The sequence below is a fragment of the Roseivirga sp. BDSF3-8 genome, from assembly GCF_041449215.1.
Taxonomy (GTDB): Bacteria; Bacteroidota; Bacteroidia; order Cytophagales; family Cyclobacteriaceae; genus JBGNFV01.
Genome location: NZ_JBGNFV010000001.1, coordinates 943860 through 960900, shown reverse-complemented (window position 1 = coordinate 960900; position 17041 = coordinate 943860). Strand labels below are relative to the sequence as shown.

At 49.1% G+C, this 17041-nt stretch carries 23 protein-coding genes and 1 tRNA gene; 17 read left to right on the top strand and 7 right to left on the bottom strand.

All coding sequences use genetic code 11. The features are described from left to right. Positions 1-20 precede the first annotated feature (20 nt). The gene (locus tag AB9P05_RS03865; RefSeq protein ID WP_371907492.1) at positions 21-443 is read left to right on the top strand and encodes a hypothetical protein; all 423 of its coding nucleotides are present in this window, start codon (positions 21-23) and stop codon (positions 441-443) included. 577 nt (positions 444-1020) lie between these two features. Here AB9P05_RS03865 and AB9P05_RS03860 read toward each other — a convergent pair. After that, a complete protein-coding gene (locus AB9P05_RS03860; protein ID WP_371907491.1) occupies positions 1021-2712 on the bottom strand; it encodes a M28 family metallopeptidase in 1692 nt (563 codons plus the stop codon). A gap of 158 nt (positions 2713-2870) precedes the next feature. Beyond that, entirely contained in the window at positions 2871-3029 is a 159-nt protein-coding gene (locus tag AB9P05_RS03855; protein WP_371907490.1) for a hypothetical protein, read from the bottom strand. 378 nt (positions 3030-3407) lie between these two features. Between AB9P05_RS03855 and AB9P05_RS03850 the strand changes: the two genes are divergently transcribed. Both AB9P05_RS03850 and AB9P05_RS03845 read left to right on the top strand, forming a co-directional pair. Then, the gene (locus AB9P05_RS03850) at positions 3408-3596 is read left to right on the top strand and encodes a hypothetical protein (RefSeq protein WP_371907489.1); all 189 of its coding nucleotides are present in this window, start codon (positions 3408-3410) and stop codon (positions 3594-3596) included. Next, entirely contained in the window at positions 3584-3793 is a 210-nt protein-coding gene (locus AB9P05_RS03845) for a type II toxin-antitoxin system RelE/ParE family toxin (RefSeq protein ID WP_371907488.1), read from the top strand. Before AB9P05_RS03850 ends, AB9P05_RS03845 begins: the two co-directional genes overlap by 13 nt. A gap of 255 nt (positions 3794-4048) precedes the next feature. On the opposite strand, the gene asnS is transcribed toward AB9P05_RS03845, so the two are convergent. After that, positions 4049-5500, bottom strand: a complete 1452-nt coding sequence (gene asnS, locus AB9P05_RS03840; protein WP_371907487.1) for an asparagine--tRNA ligase — start codon at positions 5498-5500, stop codon at positions 4049-4051. 219 nt (positions 5501-5719) lie between these two features. On the opposite strand from asnS, the gene rpoN reads away from it, so the two are divergent. Continuing rightward, complete coding sequence (gene rpoN, locus AB9P05_RS03835; protein ID WP_371907486.1) at positions 5720-7159, top strand: RNA polymerase factor sigma-54; 1440 nt, start codon at positions 5720-5722, stop codon at positions 7157-7159. After that, positions 7159-7782 (top strand): PA-phosphatase, encoded by a 624-nt coding sequence (locus tag AB9P05_RS03830; protein ID WP_371907485.1) that lies wholly within the window; start codon positions 7159-7161, stop codon positions 7780-7782. Before rpoN ends, AB9P05_RS03830 begins: the two co-directional genes overlap by 1 nt. Before the next feature lie 40 nt (positions 7783-7822). On the opposite strand, the gene AB9P05_RS03825 is transcribed toward AB9P05_RS03830, so the two are convergent. After that, positions 7823-7904: transfer RNA gene (locus AB9P05_RS03825), tRNA-Leu, on the bottom strand. A 176-nt stretch (positions 7905-8080) separates the two neighbouring features. On the opposite strand from AB9P05_RS03825, the gene AB9P05_RS03820 reads away from it, so the two are divergent. The 11 genes from AB9P05_RS03820 (at position 8081) to AB9P05_RS03770 (ending at position 12706) form a co-directional block, all read left to right on the top strand. Further along, complete coding sequence (locus tag AB9P05_RS03820) at positions 8081-8233, top strand: hypothetical protein (RefSeq protein WP_371907484.1); 153 nt, start codon at positions 8081-8083, stop codon at positions 8231-8233. 53 nt (positions 8234-8286) lie between these two features. Beyond that, positions 8287-8463 (top strand): pinensin family lanthipeptide, encoded by a 177-nt coding sequence (locus AB9P05_RS03815; protein ID WP_371907483.1) that lies wholly within the window; start codon positions 8287-8289, stop codon positions 8461-8463. A 17-nt stretch (positions 8464-8480) separates the two neighbouring features. Further along, complete coding sequence (locus AB9P05_RS03810; protein WP_371907482.1) at positions 8481-8645, top strand: hypothetical protein; 165 nt, start codon at positions 8481-8483, stop codon at positions 8643-8645. A 265-nt stretch (positions 8646-8910) separates the two neighbouring features. Then, the gene (locus tag AB9P05_RS03805) at positions 8911-9069 is read left to right on the top strand and encodes a hypothetical protein (RefSeq protein ID WP_371907481.1); all 159 of its coding nucleotides are present in this window, start codon (positions 8911-8913) and stop codon (positions 9067-9069) included. Between the two features lie 8 nt (positions 9070-9077). Beyond that, complete coding sequence (locus AB9P05_RS03800; protein WP_371907480.1) at positions 9078-9242, top strand: hypothetical protein; 165 nt, start codon at positions 9078-9080, stop codon at positions 9240-9242. Positions 9243-9501: 259 nt separating this feature from the next. Beyond that, positions 9502-9657: a pinensin family lanthipeptide gene (locus tag AB9P05_RS03795; protein WP_371907479.1), complete on the top strand. Its 156-nt coding sequence runs from the start codon at positions 9502-9504 to the stop codon at positions 9655-9657. A 78-nt stretch (positions 9658-9735) separates the two neighbouring features. Then, a complete protein-coding gene (locus tag AB9P05_RS03790) occupies positions 9736-9876 on the top strand; it encodes a pinensin family lanthipeptide (RefSeq protein WP_371907478.1) in 141 nt (46 codons plus the stop codon). Positions 9877-9948: 72 nt separating this feature from the next. Next, complete coding sequence (locus AB9P05_RS03785) at positions 9949-10098, top strand: hypothetical protein (RefSeq protein WP_371907477.1); 150 nt, start codon at positions 9949-9951, stop codon at positions 10096-10098. 34 nt (positions 10099-10132) lie between these two features. After that, positions 10133-10294, top strand: a complete 162-nt coding sequence (locus tag AB9P05_RS03780; protein WP_371907476.1) for a hypothetical protein — start codon at positions 10133-10135, stop codon at positions 10292-10294. Positions 10295-10648: 354 nt separating this feature from the next. After that, positions 10649-12481 (top strand): pyruvate kinase, encoded by a 1833-nt coding sequence (locus AB9P05_RS03775; RefSeq protein WP_371907475.1) that lies wholly within the window; start codon positions 10649-10651, stop codon positions 12479-12481. Between the two features lie 99 nt (positions 12482-12580). Beyond that, on the top strand, positions 12581-12706 hold the full coding sequence (locus tag AB9P05_RS03770) for a pentapeptide repeat-containing protein (protein ID WP_371911332.1): 126 nt from the start codon (positions 12581-12583) through the stop codon (positions 12704-12706). A gap of 85 nt (positions 12707-12791) precedes the next feature. Here AB9P05_RS03770 and AB9P05_RS03765 read toward each other — a convergent pair whose 3' ends face one another. From AB9P05_RS03765 to AB9P05_RS03755, 3 genes are all read right to left on the bottom strand, one after another. Then, on the bottom strand, positions 12792-13052 hold the full coding sequence (locus AB9P05_RS03765; protein WP_371907474.1) for a hypothetical protein: 261 nt from the start codon (positions 13050-13052) through the stop codon (positions 12792-12794). Positions 13053-13130: 78 nt separating this feature from the next. Continuing rightward, positions 13131-14678, bottom strand: a complete 1548-nt coding sequence (locus AB9P05_RS03760; RefSeq protein ID WP_371907473.1) for a hypothetical protein — start codon at positions 14676-14678, stop codon at positions 13131-13133. A gap of 87 nt (positions 14679-14765) precedes the next feature. Then, complete coding sequence (locus tag AB9P05_RS03755; protein ID WP_371907472.1) at positions 14766-15182, bottom strand: EVE domain-containing protein; 417 nt, start codon at positions 15180-15182, stop codon at positions 14766-14768. Positions 15183-15360: 178 nt separating this feature from the next. Here AB9P05_RS03755 and AB9P05_RS03750 point away from each other — a divergent pair, with 178 nt between their 5' ends. After that, a complete protein-coding gene (locus AB9P05_RS03750; RefSeq protein WP_371907471.1) occupies positions 15361-17010 on the top strand; it encodes a serine hydrolase in 1650 nt (549 codons plus the stop codon). The last annotated feature ends 31 nt before the right edge of the window (positions 17011-17041 follow it).

Genomic DNA, 17041 nt, shown 5'->3' with positions numbered 1-17041 from the left:
TAACAATCCTCATGCTTCTCATGGAAAATCAACAGAATAAGCCACTGACCCTGTCAGACTTCAATAAGGCTTCTCCTCACACATACACCATCAATAAAGAGGTAGTAATTTTTAATGCTCCCACTGAGAGCCAAAGCATTACCATAAAAGTCCCGAATGATGACCTGCAGGAACACCTCCCTAAGATCAATAATTATCTCAGTTGGCTAACCACCTGTAGCAGCACCCTCATACAAGCCTATAATAAAGACCCCTATTATGATGATGTAGTCGCCGATGATAGCTGGTTTCAAAATATTCAGGTATACAAGGCCACCATCATGCTTAATCAAGATGGAAGTATTTCGGCGATAATTTCAGGAGGCGATGACCAGGTATTGGATCATATACTCGATGTCGAGTTAAAGAATAAAGAAGTGACCTATATAGGATACGACGGATAGCCAACTTTCTTAGCCCACTTATGATACAACCCCGCCATTCATCGTAATCAGACTATCCCAAAAGGCTGCTGATAATATTAATTCAGACATAACCCGGAATTGGCAGTAGGGTTGCCATAATCACCTAAAAATAAAAAAAAAGGCCGCCCTTTTCAGGCAGCCTATTATTTATCAGCCCCAGTCCGGGACACAAACCGTATTGTCAATACACTCGGAAACCCTTTGCGAACGCTCACAAGGCAATTCAGATGAGAGGCAGTCTTCAGAATATCCTCCTCTGATAGTCCGGCTCTTGGAAGTGGTAAAACTTTCAACAGAGAGCTTCATCAGGTTTAATTTTCCCTTTTTCATAAAAGTCAAAATTTTAGGTAATCATTATTATCTAAACGTGGGCCGCATCCAAATTGGTTTAGCTGGCTTTATTTTTATAAAATTTACAAGCAGGTCCGGATAGCCAAAAAAGGTTTTTCCAAGCCGTGCAAAACAAAATCAGCGGGTAATAAAAAACCTATATTGATTACAAAAAAAGGGCAAACCCATGCCGGGTTTACCCTCTTACACTATCCTGTTGGGGGATTTATTTCGAGCCCGCCATCATATCGTCCCGGGCCGCTTTAAACTCCGAGCCCTCCTTGTAATTCGGGAAGTTACCAGAGTTCGCCAGTTCTACCCCCAGGTCAAACATAAGCTGCACGTACTCCACCATGCCAGCCATGTCCCAGCTTTCAGCATCATACTCGTCACTAGGGCCATGGTAGTGCTCAGACGTATACGTCTCCGTCTGTGCCTTGCCCCATTCCGCACCCTGCTCGCGCGATTCGTGGCCACTCTCAGCGTACAGCGCCGGCACCCCCATTTTCGCAAAGCTAAAGTGGTCCGACCGGTAGAAATACCCCGCACCAGGATTCTGGTCCGGCGTCACGTGCATGTCCATCTTGGCCGCCGCTGCCTCTGCCAGGTCGTCCAGTTCAGACTGTCCGTAGCCCACCACGATCAGGTCCTTCGTGCTGCCGATGTTCCCCAGCGCATCCATATTAATTACCGCCACCGTCTTATCCAGCGGGTACACCGGGTTAGTCGCATAATACTCCGAGCCCAGCAAGCCCTGCTCCTCCGCCGTTACCGCCAGGAAAAGGATAGAGCGCCCCTGAGGGTCCTCCAGCTCAGTAAACGCCTCAGCTAGCTCCAGGAGAGCCGCCGTACCCGTCGCATTATCCACCGCTCCATTATAGATAGAGTCGCCATCTACCGGCTCCCCAATACCCAGGTGGTCCCAGTGCGCTGTATAAATGATGTATTCATCCCTACGCTCAGCACCCCGCTTCAGCGCCAGCACATTATTAGATATTGATTCCTTAAGAGAATTGTCCAGCGTCAGCGAAGCAGTCACCCCCATAGGTACTGCCTTAAAGCCAGGCTTGCTCGCCTCCTCCATCAGCGATTCATCCATACCCGCCAGGGCAAACAGCTTCTTCGCGCTCTCCAGGCTTATCCAGCCCTCCACCTTCGCACGGCTCATATTGTTATCCTGCGCCTGCAGGTACAACGCCGGGCCACTCCATCCCCCGCGTACTACCGACCACGGATAGCTCGCAGGCTCCGTATCATGAATAATCAGCAGGCCCGCCGCACCCTGGCGCGCAGCCTCCTCATATTTGTACGTCCAGCGACCATAGTAAGTCATCGCCTCGCCATTAAACAAGCTCTCCTCCTTCGTCGCAAAGCCCGGGTCATTTACCATCACCACCACCGTTTTGCCTTCCACGTCCAGGCCTTCGTAGTCATTCCAGTTATATTCCGGCGCTACCACACCATAGCCCGCAAATACCAGCTCGCTGTTTTCAAGGCTCGTCTGCTCCTGCACGCGGCGCGTCAGCGCCACATAGTCCTTCAGGTAGTCAAGCGATACGCTTTCACCCTCGCCGTTTTTTACCACCATCGGACCCTGCGGCTGGCTGCTGATCTCCACCATCTGCACCTCCTGGAAGAAGCTATCCCCGTTGCCCGGTTCCAGGCCCAGCTTTTGGAACTCATCCTTCAGGTAGTTGATCGTCTTCTCCTCACCCGCCGTACCCGGCATACGGCCTTCGAACTCATCCGAGGCCAGCGTCTCGATATGCTTCGCAAAGCCCTCCGCATCGATTGCCTGCATTGCTGTGGAGTCTGCCCACTTAGCAGTATTTTCACTTGCTTGTTCTTCTTGTTCAGATGACTGACAGGCCACAGCCAGCATAAGGCCGCCTGCCAGTAGTAGGTTTGAGTATTTCATATGTGCTGTTAAGAATATTCTCTAATACAGCCAAAAGTTACGCATAATCCCCCATCAGCCAAAAGTGCATTTTATCCACAGGGTAGGAGGGACGCCATAAATAAAAAAGCTACCTGCCGGAACAGGTAGCTTCGTGTGATAAAATAGTATTTGCTCGTTTACTGAATGGCCTGTACCCTGCCGCACAAACATGGCTGAGGCTGCCCGCAGGCAGAGCATTCGTCACTACTAGGGCTTGCTACTCCGCCTTTAATCTTGGAAACGCTTTTGGAGATGTGCGTTATTTCCAGGTTCTCAAATGTGATCTTCTTCTTCATACTTGGTCAATATTTGATAGATAACTACCAATAATCTAACCCAATTTATCCTATACACAAAATAATTACCTGTCCCTTGCTTCTTTTACTGCCTCATTTTTCTTTTCAAGCCTATTCATATAGCTAGCTATGAACTACAACCCCAGGTGCAAAGAGCTTATCAACTTTATCATCCCTCCAAAGTAGAGACGCCAGGCTGGCGTCTCAGCCCGGTAGCGTTCAGGCACCGAGGCCTACCAATATCCTTCTTCCGACCCACCTCAGGTCCATGGAGCAATAGGTTCCCTCGGACTCATCCTCTTTGTCAGGCGAAAATGGATATGTAAAAAACCTCTATACCCACTTAGCCTCTTTTCCGTATAATCATTAAATTGCTGTATGATTTCGAAAGAAAAACTTAAAGAACAAATAGATAGATTCCCTGAGGATGAAATCTCTATTGATGATCTCATTGACAGACTTATCTTTATTGAGAAGCTCGAGGGTCGCATAAGGATCTCAGAGCGAGATGAGAAAACTGAATCAAGCGCTTCAGTAAAAGATGAGATAGCAAAATGGTCGAAATAAGATGGTTGAAAGAGGCCAGGTTGGATTTAAAAGATATTTTCGATTATATATCGCGAGACTCTAAACGATATGCTCAACGGCAAGTCGATAGAATCTTCCAAAAAACTCAAATTATAGAGACTCAGATCCGCGCCGGTAAAATAGTAGAAGAGATAAATAATCCTGCGGTTAGAGAAATTATTGAAGGTAATTATTGAATTATATATCGGGTAGTTGACGAAAATACCGTAGCTATCCTGATGATACACCACGGAGCCCGAAGCCTGAGTAGGAGATTCGAAAAGTAGCGGCCAGCCAAGTAGAGACGCCAGGCTGGCGTCTCAGCCCCGTATCGTCCAGGCACGGAAGCCCCCAAAAATCACCCTCATACCCACTTACATAAAAAAACTGCCTGTCCATCCGCCAAAGGCAGACCAACAGGCAGTCCCATAATTCTTATAACAAGTTACTCTTTAAAACTCCGCATTACCAGGCGTGCGAGGGAAAGGGATCACGTCCCGGATATTACCCATACCGCTCACAAACTGCACCAGGCGCTCGAATCCCAGCCCGAACCCACTGTGCGGTGCCGTTCCGAAGCGGCGCGTGTCCAAATACCACCACATTTCCTCCGCAGGGATATGCATCGCCTCCATTCGCTCAGTAAGCTTATCCAGGCGCTCCTCACGCTGGCTGCCACCCACTATCTCACCTATACCAGGGAACAGGATGTCCATCGCCGCCACCGTTTTATTATCATCGTTCTGGCGCATATAGAAAGCCTTGATCTCCTTAGGGTAGTTAAACAGGATCACCGGCTTCTTAAAGTGCTTCTCCACCAGGTAGCGCTCATGCTCAGACTGCAGGTCAGCCCCCCAGCCCTCTATCACGTAGTTAAATTTCTTCTTCTTATTCGGCTTGCTGTTACGCAGGATCTCGATCGCCTCCGTGTAAGGCAGTCTTTCAAATTCATTTTCCAGTACAAACTGCAGGCGCTCCATTAGCCCCATCTCGCTGCGCTCATTCGCAGCCTTCAGTTTGTCCTCATCCGCCGCACGCTTGTCCAGGAACAGCAGGTCATCCGCGCAGTTGTCCAGCGCATACCGGATCAGGTACTTCAGGAAGTCCTCCGCCAGGTCCATATTATCCTGCAGGTCATAGAACGCCATCTCAGGCTCTATCATCCAGAACTCCGCCAGGTGGCGGCTCGTATTACTGTTTTCCGCACGGAAAGTAGGCCCGAAAGTATAAATATTGCTCAGCGCCAGCGCCGCAAGTTCGCCCTCAAGCTGGCCCGATACCGTCAGGTTCGCCTCCTTTTCAAAGAAGTCCTTCTTATAGTCGATCCCCCCCTCATCCGTCCGTGGCGGGTTATCAAAAGGAAGCGTCGTCACCCGGAACGTCTCACCCGCACCCTCCGCATCAGAGCCCGTAATGATAGGCGTGTGCACATTATAGAACCCCCGCTCATTAAAGAAGTTATGCACCGCAAAGATCAGTGCATGGCGCAGCCGGTACACCGCCCCGAAGGTATTCGTACGTACCCGCAGGTGAGCGATCTCTCTCAGAAACTCCAGGCTGTGCTTCTTGGGCTGTAGGGGATACTTCTCAGGGTCAGCCGTTCCATACACCTCTATGTCAGAGGCCAGCAGCTCCACCTTCTGGCCCGCACCCTGCGACTCCGACAGCGTACCCCTCACGGCAAGGCAGCTACCCGTCGTGATCAGCCTCATCGTCTCTTCGCCCAAGGCCTGAGGGTCTGCCACCACCTGCAGGTTATGGATCACCGAGCCGTCATTAAGCGCAATGAAGGCCACGTTTTTGCTTTCGCGCTTCGTGCGTACCCAGCCTTTTACCAATACCTCAGTGCCCGTCTCGTCAGAGGCCAGCACCGCTTTTATTTGTGTCCGTTTCAGTTCTGCCACGATAAGAGAATATTTTTTTACTAGTGAGGCTTTTCTTTTTTACCCGTTATACGGGTGAATAAGACCGTAAAATACCCCAGCAAATGAAGAAAAAATGCTCTTCATTTGCTGGAATGCCTGCAAAAAAACGATAATTTGCTCTTTTTCTCAAAGGAATGGTAGAAATATAATAAATTTGGCACGACGTCCCTTGAGCACGTTTACTAGCATAAGAACTATATGCAGAAATTAGGTTTAACACAGTCATTACAACAGAAACTATCCCCGCAGCAGATACAGTTTATCAAACTGCTGCAGATACCTACTGCTGAACTGGAAGCACGCGTCGAAGAAGAACTCGAAGTAAACCCCGCCCTCGAAGAAGGCGGCGAAGATACCCAGGACGACTTCTCTTCCGACAGCGAGTATGAAGACTCCGCGGATCAGTCCAGCGATGATGTGGATGTGGACGACTACCTCAGGGACGACGACTTCAGTGGCTATAAGATGCAGGGAGATGGCAGCTACGGAGAAGACGATAAGGAAATGCCCATCCCCATGATGCAGTCCCTCAACGACCAGCTCAACATGCAGCTCGGCTTTCTCCATATGGACGACCGCCGCGAAGCCATCGGCCGCCAGTTGCTCGGCAGCATCGAGAGCGACGGATACATAAGACGTGACCTCGAGGCCATTATCAATGACCTCGCCTTTTCCCAAAACATTGAAACTGACCTCGACGAGGTCGAAGAGATCCTGCGGAAGATCCAGAAATTTGACCCACCCGGCATTGCCGCCCGCAATTTGCAGGAGTGCCTCCTCCTACAGCTCGAGCGTAAAGACGACCAGACACCCGCCGTCCAAAACGCCATCAGCATACTCGAAGACCATTTCGACGAGTTTACCAAAAAGCACTACGACAAAATAATGAAGCGGCTGGACATAGACGAAGACCAGCTAAAAGACGCTATTAACAGCATAACAAAGCTCAACCCCAAACCCGGCGGGGCAGGAGGGGCCGCACGTACCCAGTACCTCATACCCGACTTTATCCTCACCAATAACAACGGCAAGCTCGAACTGTCCCTAAACAGCCGCAACGCACCCGAACTACGCATAAGCCGCTCATACTCCGACATGCTCGATGCCTACGATAAGTCCAATAAAAAGGATAAGAAGCTCAAGGAGACCGTTTCCTTCGTTAAGCAAAAGCTCGACTCCGCCAAGTGGTTCATCGATGCCATACGCCAGCGTCAGCAGACCCTGCTCCATACCATGAGGGCCATAGTAGACTACCAGTTCGACTTCTTCCTCGAAGGCGACGAGAGCAAGCTGCGGCCCATGATCCTTAAAGACATTGCCAACCGCATCAACATGGACATATCCACCGTGTCGCGTGTGGCTAACAGTAAGAGCGTACAGACCGAGTTCGGCATCTACCCCCTCAAGTACTTCTTTAGCGAAGGCATTGCCACCGATAGTGGCGAGGATGTAAGTAGCCGTGAGGTCAAGAACACCCTGAGGGAGCTCATCGAAAATGAGAATAAGAAAAAGCCCCTTAGTGACGATAAGCTCGAAAAAGAACTCAAAAGCAAAGGCTATAACATCGCACGCCGTACCGTAGCCAAGTACCGCGAACAGATGAACATACCCGTAGCCAGGTTAAGAAAGGAGCTATAGTGTACAGACGCCTTGCCTGGATTCTTTCCGTAGCCCTCCATCCACTCATCATGCCCACCCTCATGTTTGTGGTAGTGCTACTGTTTGCCCCCCTCGCCACCATTCCATTCACCAGGGAAATCATGTGGCAGCTTACCCTGGCGGTGTTCATCACCACCTTCATCGTCCCCATAATCAGCATCAGTAGCATGAAGCTCAGCCGTTACATCAATAGCTTCCGTATGGCAGACCGGCAGGAGCGAAGGCTGCCTTTTCTTGTTATCGGGGCCTTTTACATCATTGCCACCTGGCTTTTTGCAAGCAAAAATACCGTTAACCCACTGCTCAACACCGGCATGATCGCAATGACCACCGTCGTCGTCATAGTAGCCATCGTCACCTTCTTTTGGAAGATCAGTGTACATAGTGCCGCCATTTGCGGCGCCGTCGGGTTCATCACTGCCCTGCAGATCATATACCCACACGATACCCTCCTTTACCCCCTCATCATCTTTACCCTTCTCGCCGGAGCCCTCATGTCTGCCCGCCTATACTTACAGAGCCATAAGCCTGCCGAAGTCTGGGTAGGCGGAGCCCTGGGCTTTACCGTCTGCTTCCTTATGATCTATTACTTCGGGAGGTAAGGGCATAAAAAAAGCCCTGCTTTTCAGCAAGGCTTTAATGTGCGTATGAGAGGATTCGAACCTCCACGCCCGAAGGCACCACCCCCTCAAGATGGCGTGTCTACCGATTTCACCACATACGCGTTTTGTCTCGGGGCTTGCAAAGGTAAAAAAGATTTTCTAATACACATAGCGCCATAAGTTTTTTTAGGACTTCGTTTTGTGAAAAGCCTTTAATATTGGTATATTCATTTTAAACCAGGTTCTTATTCAGATGGTACTTTTGCCTCTGTAAAGAACTCCAAAACAAAGTTTTCCTATGAAAAAACTAAACCTGGCGGGTATCAAAATTACCAGCTTCCCTATTGATATGCGCCACCTTCGCGGAGGAAAAGAGGCCGATTATACAGATGTCGGCTACCCCGGTTGCGGACCTACAGGCCTGTTGGTCGATCCCGACTGCCAGCACTAGGCATTTCTTACTATTTCCTGCTTTTATTCCATGTAATCATAATAAATAACCCTATGAAAAAACTAAAGATCAGCGAGCTCGAGGTAAAGAGCTTCGTAACTGATTCGTTTGCTTCAGGCATAATCGGCGGTGCAGAAGGCGGCCCAACCGAGCATGCAGTCGCCTGCCCCTTTACTCAGGCGTTGAGAGATCCGCTCTGCCAGCCGACAGGCCTTTGTATTAACTGGTAATTAAACATATTAGACAAATGAAAAAATTAAGCTTAAAAAATCTTACTGTAAACAGCTTTACAACTACTGAAAAACGAGTGATAAAAGGTGGGGCTGAGATGGGGCCGACCGAACATAAAGTAGCTTGTCCGCCTACCAAGGCGTTGCGCGACCCTGATTGTGATGTCACCGGATTTCAATAAAAAATCTCAGATGCTATGAAAAAGTTAAAGCTGAAGCAATTATCAGTATACAGTTTTCTACAACTGGTAAGAGACACGTGAAGGGCGGGGCCGAAACCGACAGCTATACCGGGGACTGTTGCTCCCTTCAGGGCTGTCGTACCGAAATAGATGGGTAAAGGCCACAATAATAAACCTATAATAGAAAAAACAAAGCTGCTTAGCTGACACGCTGCACAGTCTGTTTTTTTTTATCATATACTATTACCAACATAATCTAATTGTTATGAAGAAGTTAAAGCTTGAAGATCTTGCTATATCCAGCTTTCAGACCGCTGAAAAATCAAGCGTAAAAGCTGGAGCAGAGGTAGGCACCTCAGAAAAGATAGACAATTGTGCCTTTACAGAGGCCTATTGGACATGCCTCAACCCCTGCAATAATTAACTATACTTATGAAAAAACTGAATTTAAAAGACCTTAATGTAACCAGTTTCTCCACCAATGTGAAAAGCCAGATAATAGGCGGAGCAGAAGGTGGCCCTACTGAGCACCAGGTAGCCTGTCCTGAAACCGAAGCGCTGAGAAGCTGCCTTCGCGAGTGCGTAGCAAACGCGTAACATAAAGCATGTAGAGAAGGCTGTCTCAAAAGGCAGTCTCTTTCTTTTTGTTCAAAATATAATTTTACATTCCTCGTAACTACCGCGGGGTTGCACCCCGTGGTTGCCATTTCCGCGAAGTTGTACTTCGCTATGCAGAGTGTTTCAGGTGATTCTCAAAATATTGTTTGGCATGAAATTAGGCGGTGCTACTTTTAAGACAGCCCCTTTTTTATTACAATTCGATCTGTAAGATCCGACACATTTTAATTTCAACACTATGTCAGAAAAGAAACTGAAGCTCAATGAGCTAACTATAGAAAGCTTCACTACAGGCCAGGCCCGCCTGCTGGTAGGTGGGGCAGAACTGTTAGTAGACGATACTGATGACACAGAGCCTCAAAGAAGCTGTCTGCTCGCTTGTCACTCTAAGTAAAGGCAGATAAAAGTAAGTTATAACAGCTGCGTGGCGAATAGAAGCCACTAAGTATATCCAATCAGTAAATGTAATTTCATGAAAAAGCTAAGTTTAGAAGAACTAACCGTGTCCAGTTTTACTACCTCAGACAAGGAAACAGTAAAGGGAGGCTACGTATCCGAATACCGTGTATGCCCCGCAACAGTACAACTAATTAGCTGCTACCGGGCATGCTAGCCTGATCTAACAAGACTACGCAGGTTTCCCTTATCGGGGAACCTGTACCTTCACCACCAACCAAACCAACCGATGAATAAACTTAAGATTACCGATTTCAAAGTAAGTAGCTTTCCTACTTCCGGCAGCGTCAGGGGAGGAGTTTACACTCATTATGAAGCCTGTTATTCCCAGGAGATAAACTGCCCTACCGAAGCATTAAGATGCCAGGTAGGTAGCTAATGATATAGAATTAATTGACTCCAATTAGAATAATATGAAAAAGACCACTCTGCAAAAAGTGCTTAAAATAGAGAGTTTCACCACCTCTAAGCGTAAGGAAATAAAAGCAGGAGGAGGCCCCACCGAGCATTGCGACTTCTGCCCGGTTACCCAGGCCTTACGATCTTGCCCCCTTACCACAGGTCAAGTACAGTAATCGCTATTTCTAATAGCTTATTTTTTTAACCCTTAAATGATTTATCTATGAATAAGCTTAAGATCACAGATTTCAAAGTAAGTAGCTTTCCCACCGATTATCAGAGAAAGATTACCGGAGGGGAGTCAAATCATACCTGCGACTCAGGTAGTCAGGGAGTGTATACCCATTGCGAGTATGAATGCTCTTGGCCATGCTGATCATAAGATCACTGGCTAATCATATATAAAACCTGCTCCGGCAGGTTTTTTTTATGGGTTAATTTCACACGTGGTCTGTAAATAGTAAATCCCTTAACATCTGTAAAACAAATACTTACCTCTGCTTTTTTTACACTTATACCTAGTCTGAAGTATGAATAAAGAGCAGATAAAAACCCTTCTCACACGTATCGAAGAAATAGTGGAAACCGCCCTCCGCATGGAAGAAAAATACACCAATGAAATAGAAGCCGCCGCCGGGGAGCAACGTGTCAGCCTGAGAAACTTCCTCCACTACCTCGCCCTGGGACATCACAACATCCGCGACATTCAGGACCAGTTATCATCAGCAGGAATCAGTAGCCTCAAAAATGCACAACTGCACACCCTCGAAAATCTACACGCCGCCCAGCAAATACTCCATGCCCTGCTCCATACCTCCTGTAAACCCCGTGGGCAGGAGCCAATCACCCTGTCCCAGGCAAGCGAAAAGCTAAAGCAGAACACAGAAGCCCTCCTCGGGCAAGCCGATAAAGACAGGCATACACGTATCATGGTCACCTTTTCATCATCTATGGCCCACGACTACCAGGAAGTAAAAGCACTCATGCAGGCAGGAATGAACGTAGCCAGGATAAACTGTGCCAAAGATGATGAGGAAGCCTGGGATAAAATGATCCGGAACATTAAAAAAGCAGAAAAAGAAACCGGAAGACCTTGTCAAATACTTATGGACCTCGCCGGCCCCAAAATCCGCACCGGTGAAATAAAGCCAGGACCACGGCAAATAAAGATCAAAGTCACAAGAGACATCTACGGCAAGGCACACTTTCCCCTTACCGTTGCCGTCATCTTCGATAAACAAGGCGAAGAGACAGATGCCGATATCGTCATACCCGTAAGAGCACAGGAACTGCCTCCCCTCAAACCTGGTGACCACATCTGTTTTCGAGATGCCCGGGACTCAAACCGAACCCTTCAGGTAGCCGAAGTGCTGGACAATGGCTTTCTCGCCACCACCAGTAAAAATGCCTACCTCGAAACAGGCATGACCCTCCGGTTTGAACGTATAACCAACGGCCAAAAGGACATAGTCGCCCAGCACCCCGTAGCCCCTGTACCTCAAAAAGAACAGTACATATACCTTCAAAAAGGAGATAAGCTCATACTGCATGCCCGCCAGGAGCCCGGTGAGCCTCCCCTTTACGACAATCAGGGTAAAGTCACACGGTGTGCCCACATAGCCATCTCTCTTCCTGAAGTAATCAGGCATGTACAGCAAGGCCACAAAGTACTTTTTGATGATGGAAAGATAGAAGCCATAGTAGCCGCAAAAAGACAAGATGAACTGGAACTTCATATCACCTACGCCAAAAATGAAAGAAGGCACCTGAAGGCCGATAAAGGCATAAACTTCCCCGAAAGCGACCTGGACACAAAAGGCCTCACCGAAAAAGACCTCAAAGACCTCGACTTTGTCGCCAAACACGCCCATGTGGTAAACCTGTCCTTTGTCCAGAGCAAAGACGATGTACTGCTGCTACAGGAAGAACTCAAAAAACGCAATGCCTCCCAAATAGGCGTTATGCTCAAGATAGAGACCACAGAAGCAGTGCACCAGCTACCCTGGATACTCATGGCCGCTATGCGTACCTACCCCATCGGAGTCATGATAGCCCGCGGCGATCTCGCCGTAGAAATAGGGTGGGTCGAACTCGCCCGCTACCAGGAAGAGATACAGTGGATGTGCCGCGCCGCACACATTCCAGACGTGTGGGCAACACAAGTACTCGAAGGCATGGCAAAAAAAGGCCTCCCCAAACGTTCCGAAGTTACAGACGCCGCCCGCTCACAAAGAGCCGCATGCGTCATGCTCAATAAAGGCGATTACATCATCGATGCCATCCGGATACTCGATAACATACTCAGGCAGGTAGAGGACCTCCAGTACCGCAGCAGCCACCTGCTGCAAGACCTCCCCCTCTAAGATCCTCTATAGCCATTTGCAAGTCCGGTAAACCACCCATAGCTGTCAGCGCAAGGCGTTAAACACCAGGAGAATAGCACTCTGCAGCGATAAGCACAAATAATTCCCCTCCTGGGCCCAGGAGAGGCCCGACTTTCGGAGGTCCGACTTTCGGAGGTCCGACTTTCGGAGGCCCGACTTTCGGTGGTCCGACTTTCGGAGGTCCGACTTTCGGGGACCGGATGAAAATCGTTCCAGCGAGTTTTTATCCAGGGGAGGTACTAGCAGAATGCTTCTTAAAGCAGTCAATTTTAGTAAATTCTAATACCAGCTACTTCCGTATGCCGTCACGCCGAAATGCCGGCCCAACCCATTTGCGGGCCCAGCCTGATCCATACACCACTACGTACTTTTTGAACCGTTCCCGTAAGCCCGCATCGGTAAAGGAAGCATTAGAGCTTACGGTAACGAACTGCTCAGAGGAAACATCCTGCCAGTCCCATCGGGACGTCGCCTTTATAGCCCAATAAAGCCAAAGCAACCCTGAGTGCCGTAGGCACGCTGCCTCCGCCCGCATCCAGGTGTTTGGCATCAAAGTAATTCTCAGCTCAGCGGTGATAAAACACCTAGCCCGGAAACCCGAATAACAGCCGCTTGCAGCAGGCAACGGCTACTCGTACCGGATCTTGTTGATAAAAAATACCTCCCGGTTCAGTTTTACCCCTTCATCACGCATATTCTTGATCTTCTGCACCCCGTAGGCGTAAAAGTTCTGATCAAACCAGTGATTCAGCCCCGTCAGCTCACTGTCCGTCTTTTGAGCCACATCGTCCTCAAACTTCAGCCGCAGGTCATTAAATGACTTCCCTTCCACTACCTCATTTCCCTCTATCAACTTCGAGCGGATCACGTTTTCATACAGGTACAGCAGTACGATCCGGTTATCGTCTACAGTCGCATTCACCAGTTGGTCCAGATTCAGCAGTTCCACATCATTTATCTCAAAGCTATTGTCCCATAGCTTATTACCCGCCTTGTCAAAGCCCATGATCACCGCGTGGGTATATTGAAAACCACTGAAGCTCATCATATTAGTGAAAGTGTTCGTTCGCCAGTTGGCCGGCAGATTACCCGTAAGCGCACTCGTGCTTCGTGGCGAAGGCTGAGACGAATAACGCACATAATAGGCTTCCCCCAGCAGGATAAACTGGTCATCCGTTTCTATTACCGTATTCAGTTTCACCCGGTAATTAAAGCGTAGCTTCTTTCCCTTGATCTTTCTGCGGCGGATACGGCGTTTTATCCGTTCCTGCCGTTTCTCCTTCATATAATCAAAGAAGTTGCTCAGCTCCCCGTAATTAAAGTAATCCAGTGATAATTGCTCACCCTCATCCACCCGGCCCAGGTAAAGCCCCCTGGAGTAGTCCGATACCCGCGTGCCGTACGTACCCATCACCAGTGTTTCCCCGTTTTGCAGGAAACCCGCCATCCCGTTCAGCAGGCTATGCTTCGCCCGGTTTTTTAACTTCACCTCCGAGATCATGTCCCCCCGCGGGTCATAGTACTTCGCCGATATTGTATAAGATTTGTTCCGGTCCCGCTCCTGCATAAGCACCACCAGCCGGCGGTTTTTGTAATCAGGCTGCACCTGTAGTAATTCCGAGTGATCATTATACAGACCCTGTAGCGGCACACCACGGCCCGTCTCAAAATCATAGAGCATCACCACAGGGCGGAAGTTGATCTTACCGCCAAGGATCATTTTACCAAAAAATATCTCGAAGTGAGTGATCTCCATACCCACCTGGTTAATGAACCTGTAGGTCGCCGTGTCTCCCGTGAGCACATCGTATGAATTGATCACGAAGTCATCCTTAGCCCCGTAGCCGTCGCGGTACAGCAGGTGGATAAGCTCAGGTTCCGCATGATAGCCCAGTAGTTGCTGGTCATCCTTTACCAGGTGCTTTTTCTGCCATACCTCGTCCAGGTCCATGTTCAGCATCCGGAACTCCCATATATAACCTCCCCGGTCCCGCTCAGTAGTAGACCGGTACAGGAAAATGCCACTTTCTCCGGCATTGATCACATCAAAGGGATTGTCCCGCTTGTCCAGCTCCACCTCAAAGCGCTGAGGCTGTTGTACCTGCGCCAGCACCGGGGTCAGAAAAAATATCAGGCTGCCCGTGAGCAGTAAGTAAAATACCTGTCTGTTACGCATATCCTTATGTTGCCCGCTTATTAAAATAAGATACTGTTTTTCCGCTTAGTTACAAATAAGACACACTAAGCCCCCACTTTCCATTCCTCAACCCTTGCTCATAGCTATTATTTTTTCAAAAAGAGCCTTCTCTACCGGCATCACAGATAGGCGAGGCTGTTTTACCAGTAGAAATTCTTCGAAAGCAGGATCCCCTTTGATGGTGTCCAGCGATACACAAGCCTCCAGCCTGCCTGCCGCTTTAAGGTCCACCGCTACCCAGCCTTTGCCTTCATCCTCAGCGCCGGGGTCAGCGTAAGCCTCTTTCACCACTTCTGCCAGCCCCACGATTTCACGCCGGCGGCCGCTGTGGTAAAACAACACCTCATCACCCTTATTCATTTCCTTCATGAAGTTGCGCGCCTGATAGTTACGAACACCGTCCCAGCGGCCCGTACCGTCTTGCTTCAGGTGATCATAGCCATATTCCTCGGGTTCCGATTTTACTAACCAGTAGTTTTTCATGGTCAAAATATAAGCCCATGCAGCAATACTTCAAATGTCATCCACACCTCTTTACACCTCTGCTTTTCTGACCCTGCCGCTCATCCGTCATATCGTTTCATCCCTAATTTATTTTTCAGACATTGAAACCAACCAGCAACTATTCGCATCTAACTACCTAAACACAAGAAACCAAATCATGAAAAAAGCATTATTTTTTTACTTACTACTGCTTGCTAGCCTGCCCCTGGCCGCACAGGACAGTGACCTGGCCCGAAGGCTGGATAAACTCATGACCGACACATATCCTGAAGGAGAACCCGGAGCTACGGTCATTGTCAAACAAGGTGATGACATCCTCCTGCGAAAAGCCTACGGCATGGCAGATATGGAACTGCAGGTACCCATGCAGCCCGAAAACATCTTTCGCCTGGGCTCCATCACCAAGCAGTTTACAGCCGTTTCTATACTGAAGCTTCGGGAAGAAGGTAAGCTGGAACTTGACGAAAAGATCACCACCTACCTGAAAGACTACCCTGCTGAAACAGGCGACAAGGTCACCGTAAGGCAACTGCTAAACCACACCTCCGGTATACCCAGCTACACCAGTCAGTCCGACTTTCCTACCTACATGACAGACCACCTCAGCCTCTCAGAGCTCATCGATAAATTTAAAACCCTCCCCCTCGACTTTGAGCCAGGCACCGAGTGGAGCTATAACAATAGCGGTTACATCCTGCTCGGCGCCATCATTGAAGCTGTAAGTGGCAAAAGCTATGAGGAATATGTAGAGCAGGAGCTTTTTGCCCCTCTTGGTATGGAACACAGCTACTATGGAAACGTGAAAGACATCATTCCCGGCCGGGTGGAAGGCTACGGTAAGGACGGAGAAAATATAATCGTCGCTCCATACCTTAGCATGTCACTGCCCCATGCAGCCGGTTCCCTCGTAAGCAATGTAGATGACCTCGCCGTCTGGGACAAAGCCCTCTATGAAGGAAATCTCCTGCCTGCCGAGTCCCTTAAAGAAGCCTGGACCGGCAGCCTTTTGGCAAATGGTGCCGACACCCGCTACGGATTTGGCTGGCAGGTAGGACAGGTGGGAGAATACACCTCCATAGAGCATGGCGGCGGCATCAATGGCTTCCGCACCATGATGATCCGTGTACCCGAGAAAGAACTGCTCGTGGCCGTATTGCAGAACCGCGAATGGGACGCACCCGTAAACCTCGCAGTAAGCCTGGCGGAAACCGCCCTTAACACCGGGGGTGAGCCCATAGCCGTTAAGATCAAGCCTAAAAAACTGAAAGAGTATACAGGCAACTACCGCGTCACCGATGAAGCCTTCAGAGTAGTAAGCATCCGCAACGACACCCTCTTTAGCAAGCGCACAAGACAGCCCGGGTTTGCCCTCATACCCGTAGCAAAAGATGAATTTTACAGCCCCGGGGATAACTATGGCCGCTTCATCTTCAAGCGTGATAACAAAGGCAATATCACCCAGCTTGTTTTTCGCCCCCGCGGTGGCATGGAAAGCCCCTCTTTCCGCACCGATGACCCTGCACCCGCAGAACCCGAAGTCGTGGAAGCAGACCCCGCTTCCTATGATCGCTACATAGGTAAGTATCAACTGGCCCCCGCCTTTGCACTCACTGTATTCACCCAAGGTGAGTCACTCATGATACAGGGTACCGGCCAGCAAGCCATAGAAGTATTCCCCAAAAGCGATAAGCGCTTCTTTGCCAAAGTCGTCAACGCCGAGATCGAGTTTTTAGAAGAGAACGGAGAGATCCAAAGCCTTGTACTCTACCAGGGCGGACAGGAATTACCCGGCAAAAAGGTAGAATAAGATCCCCTTTAGACTATACCCGCAACAGGCC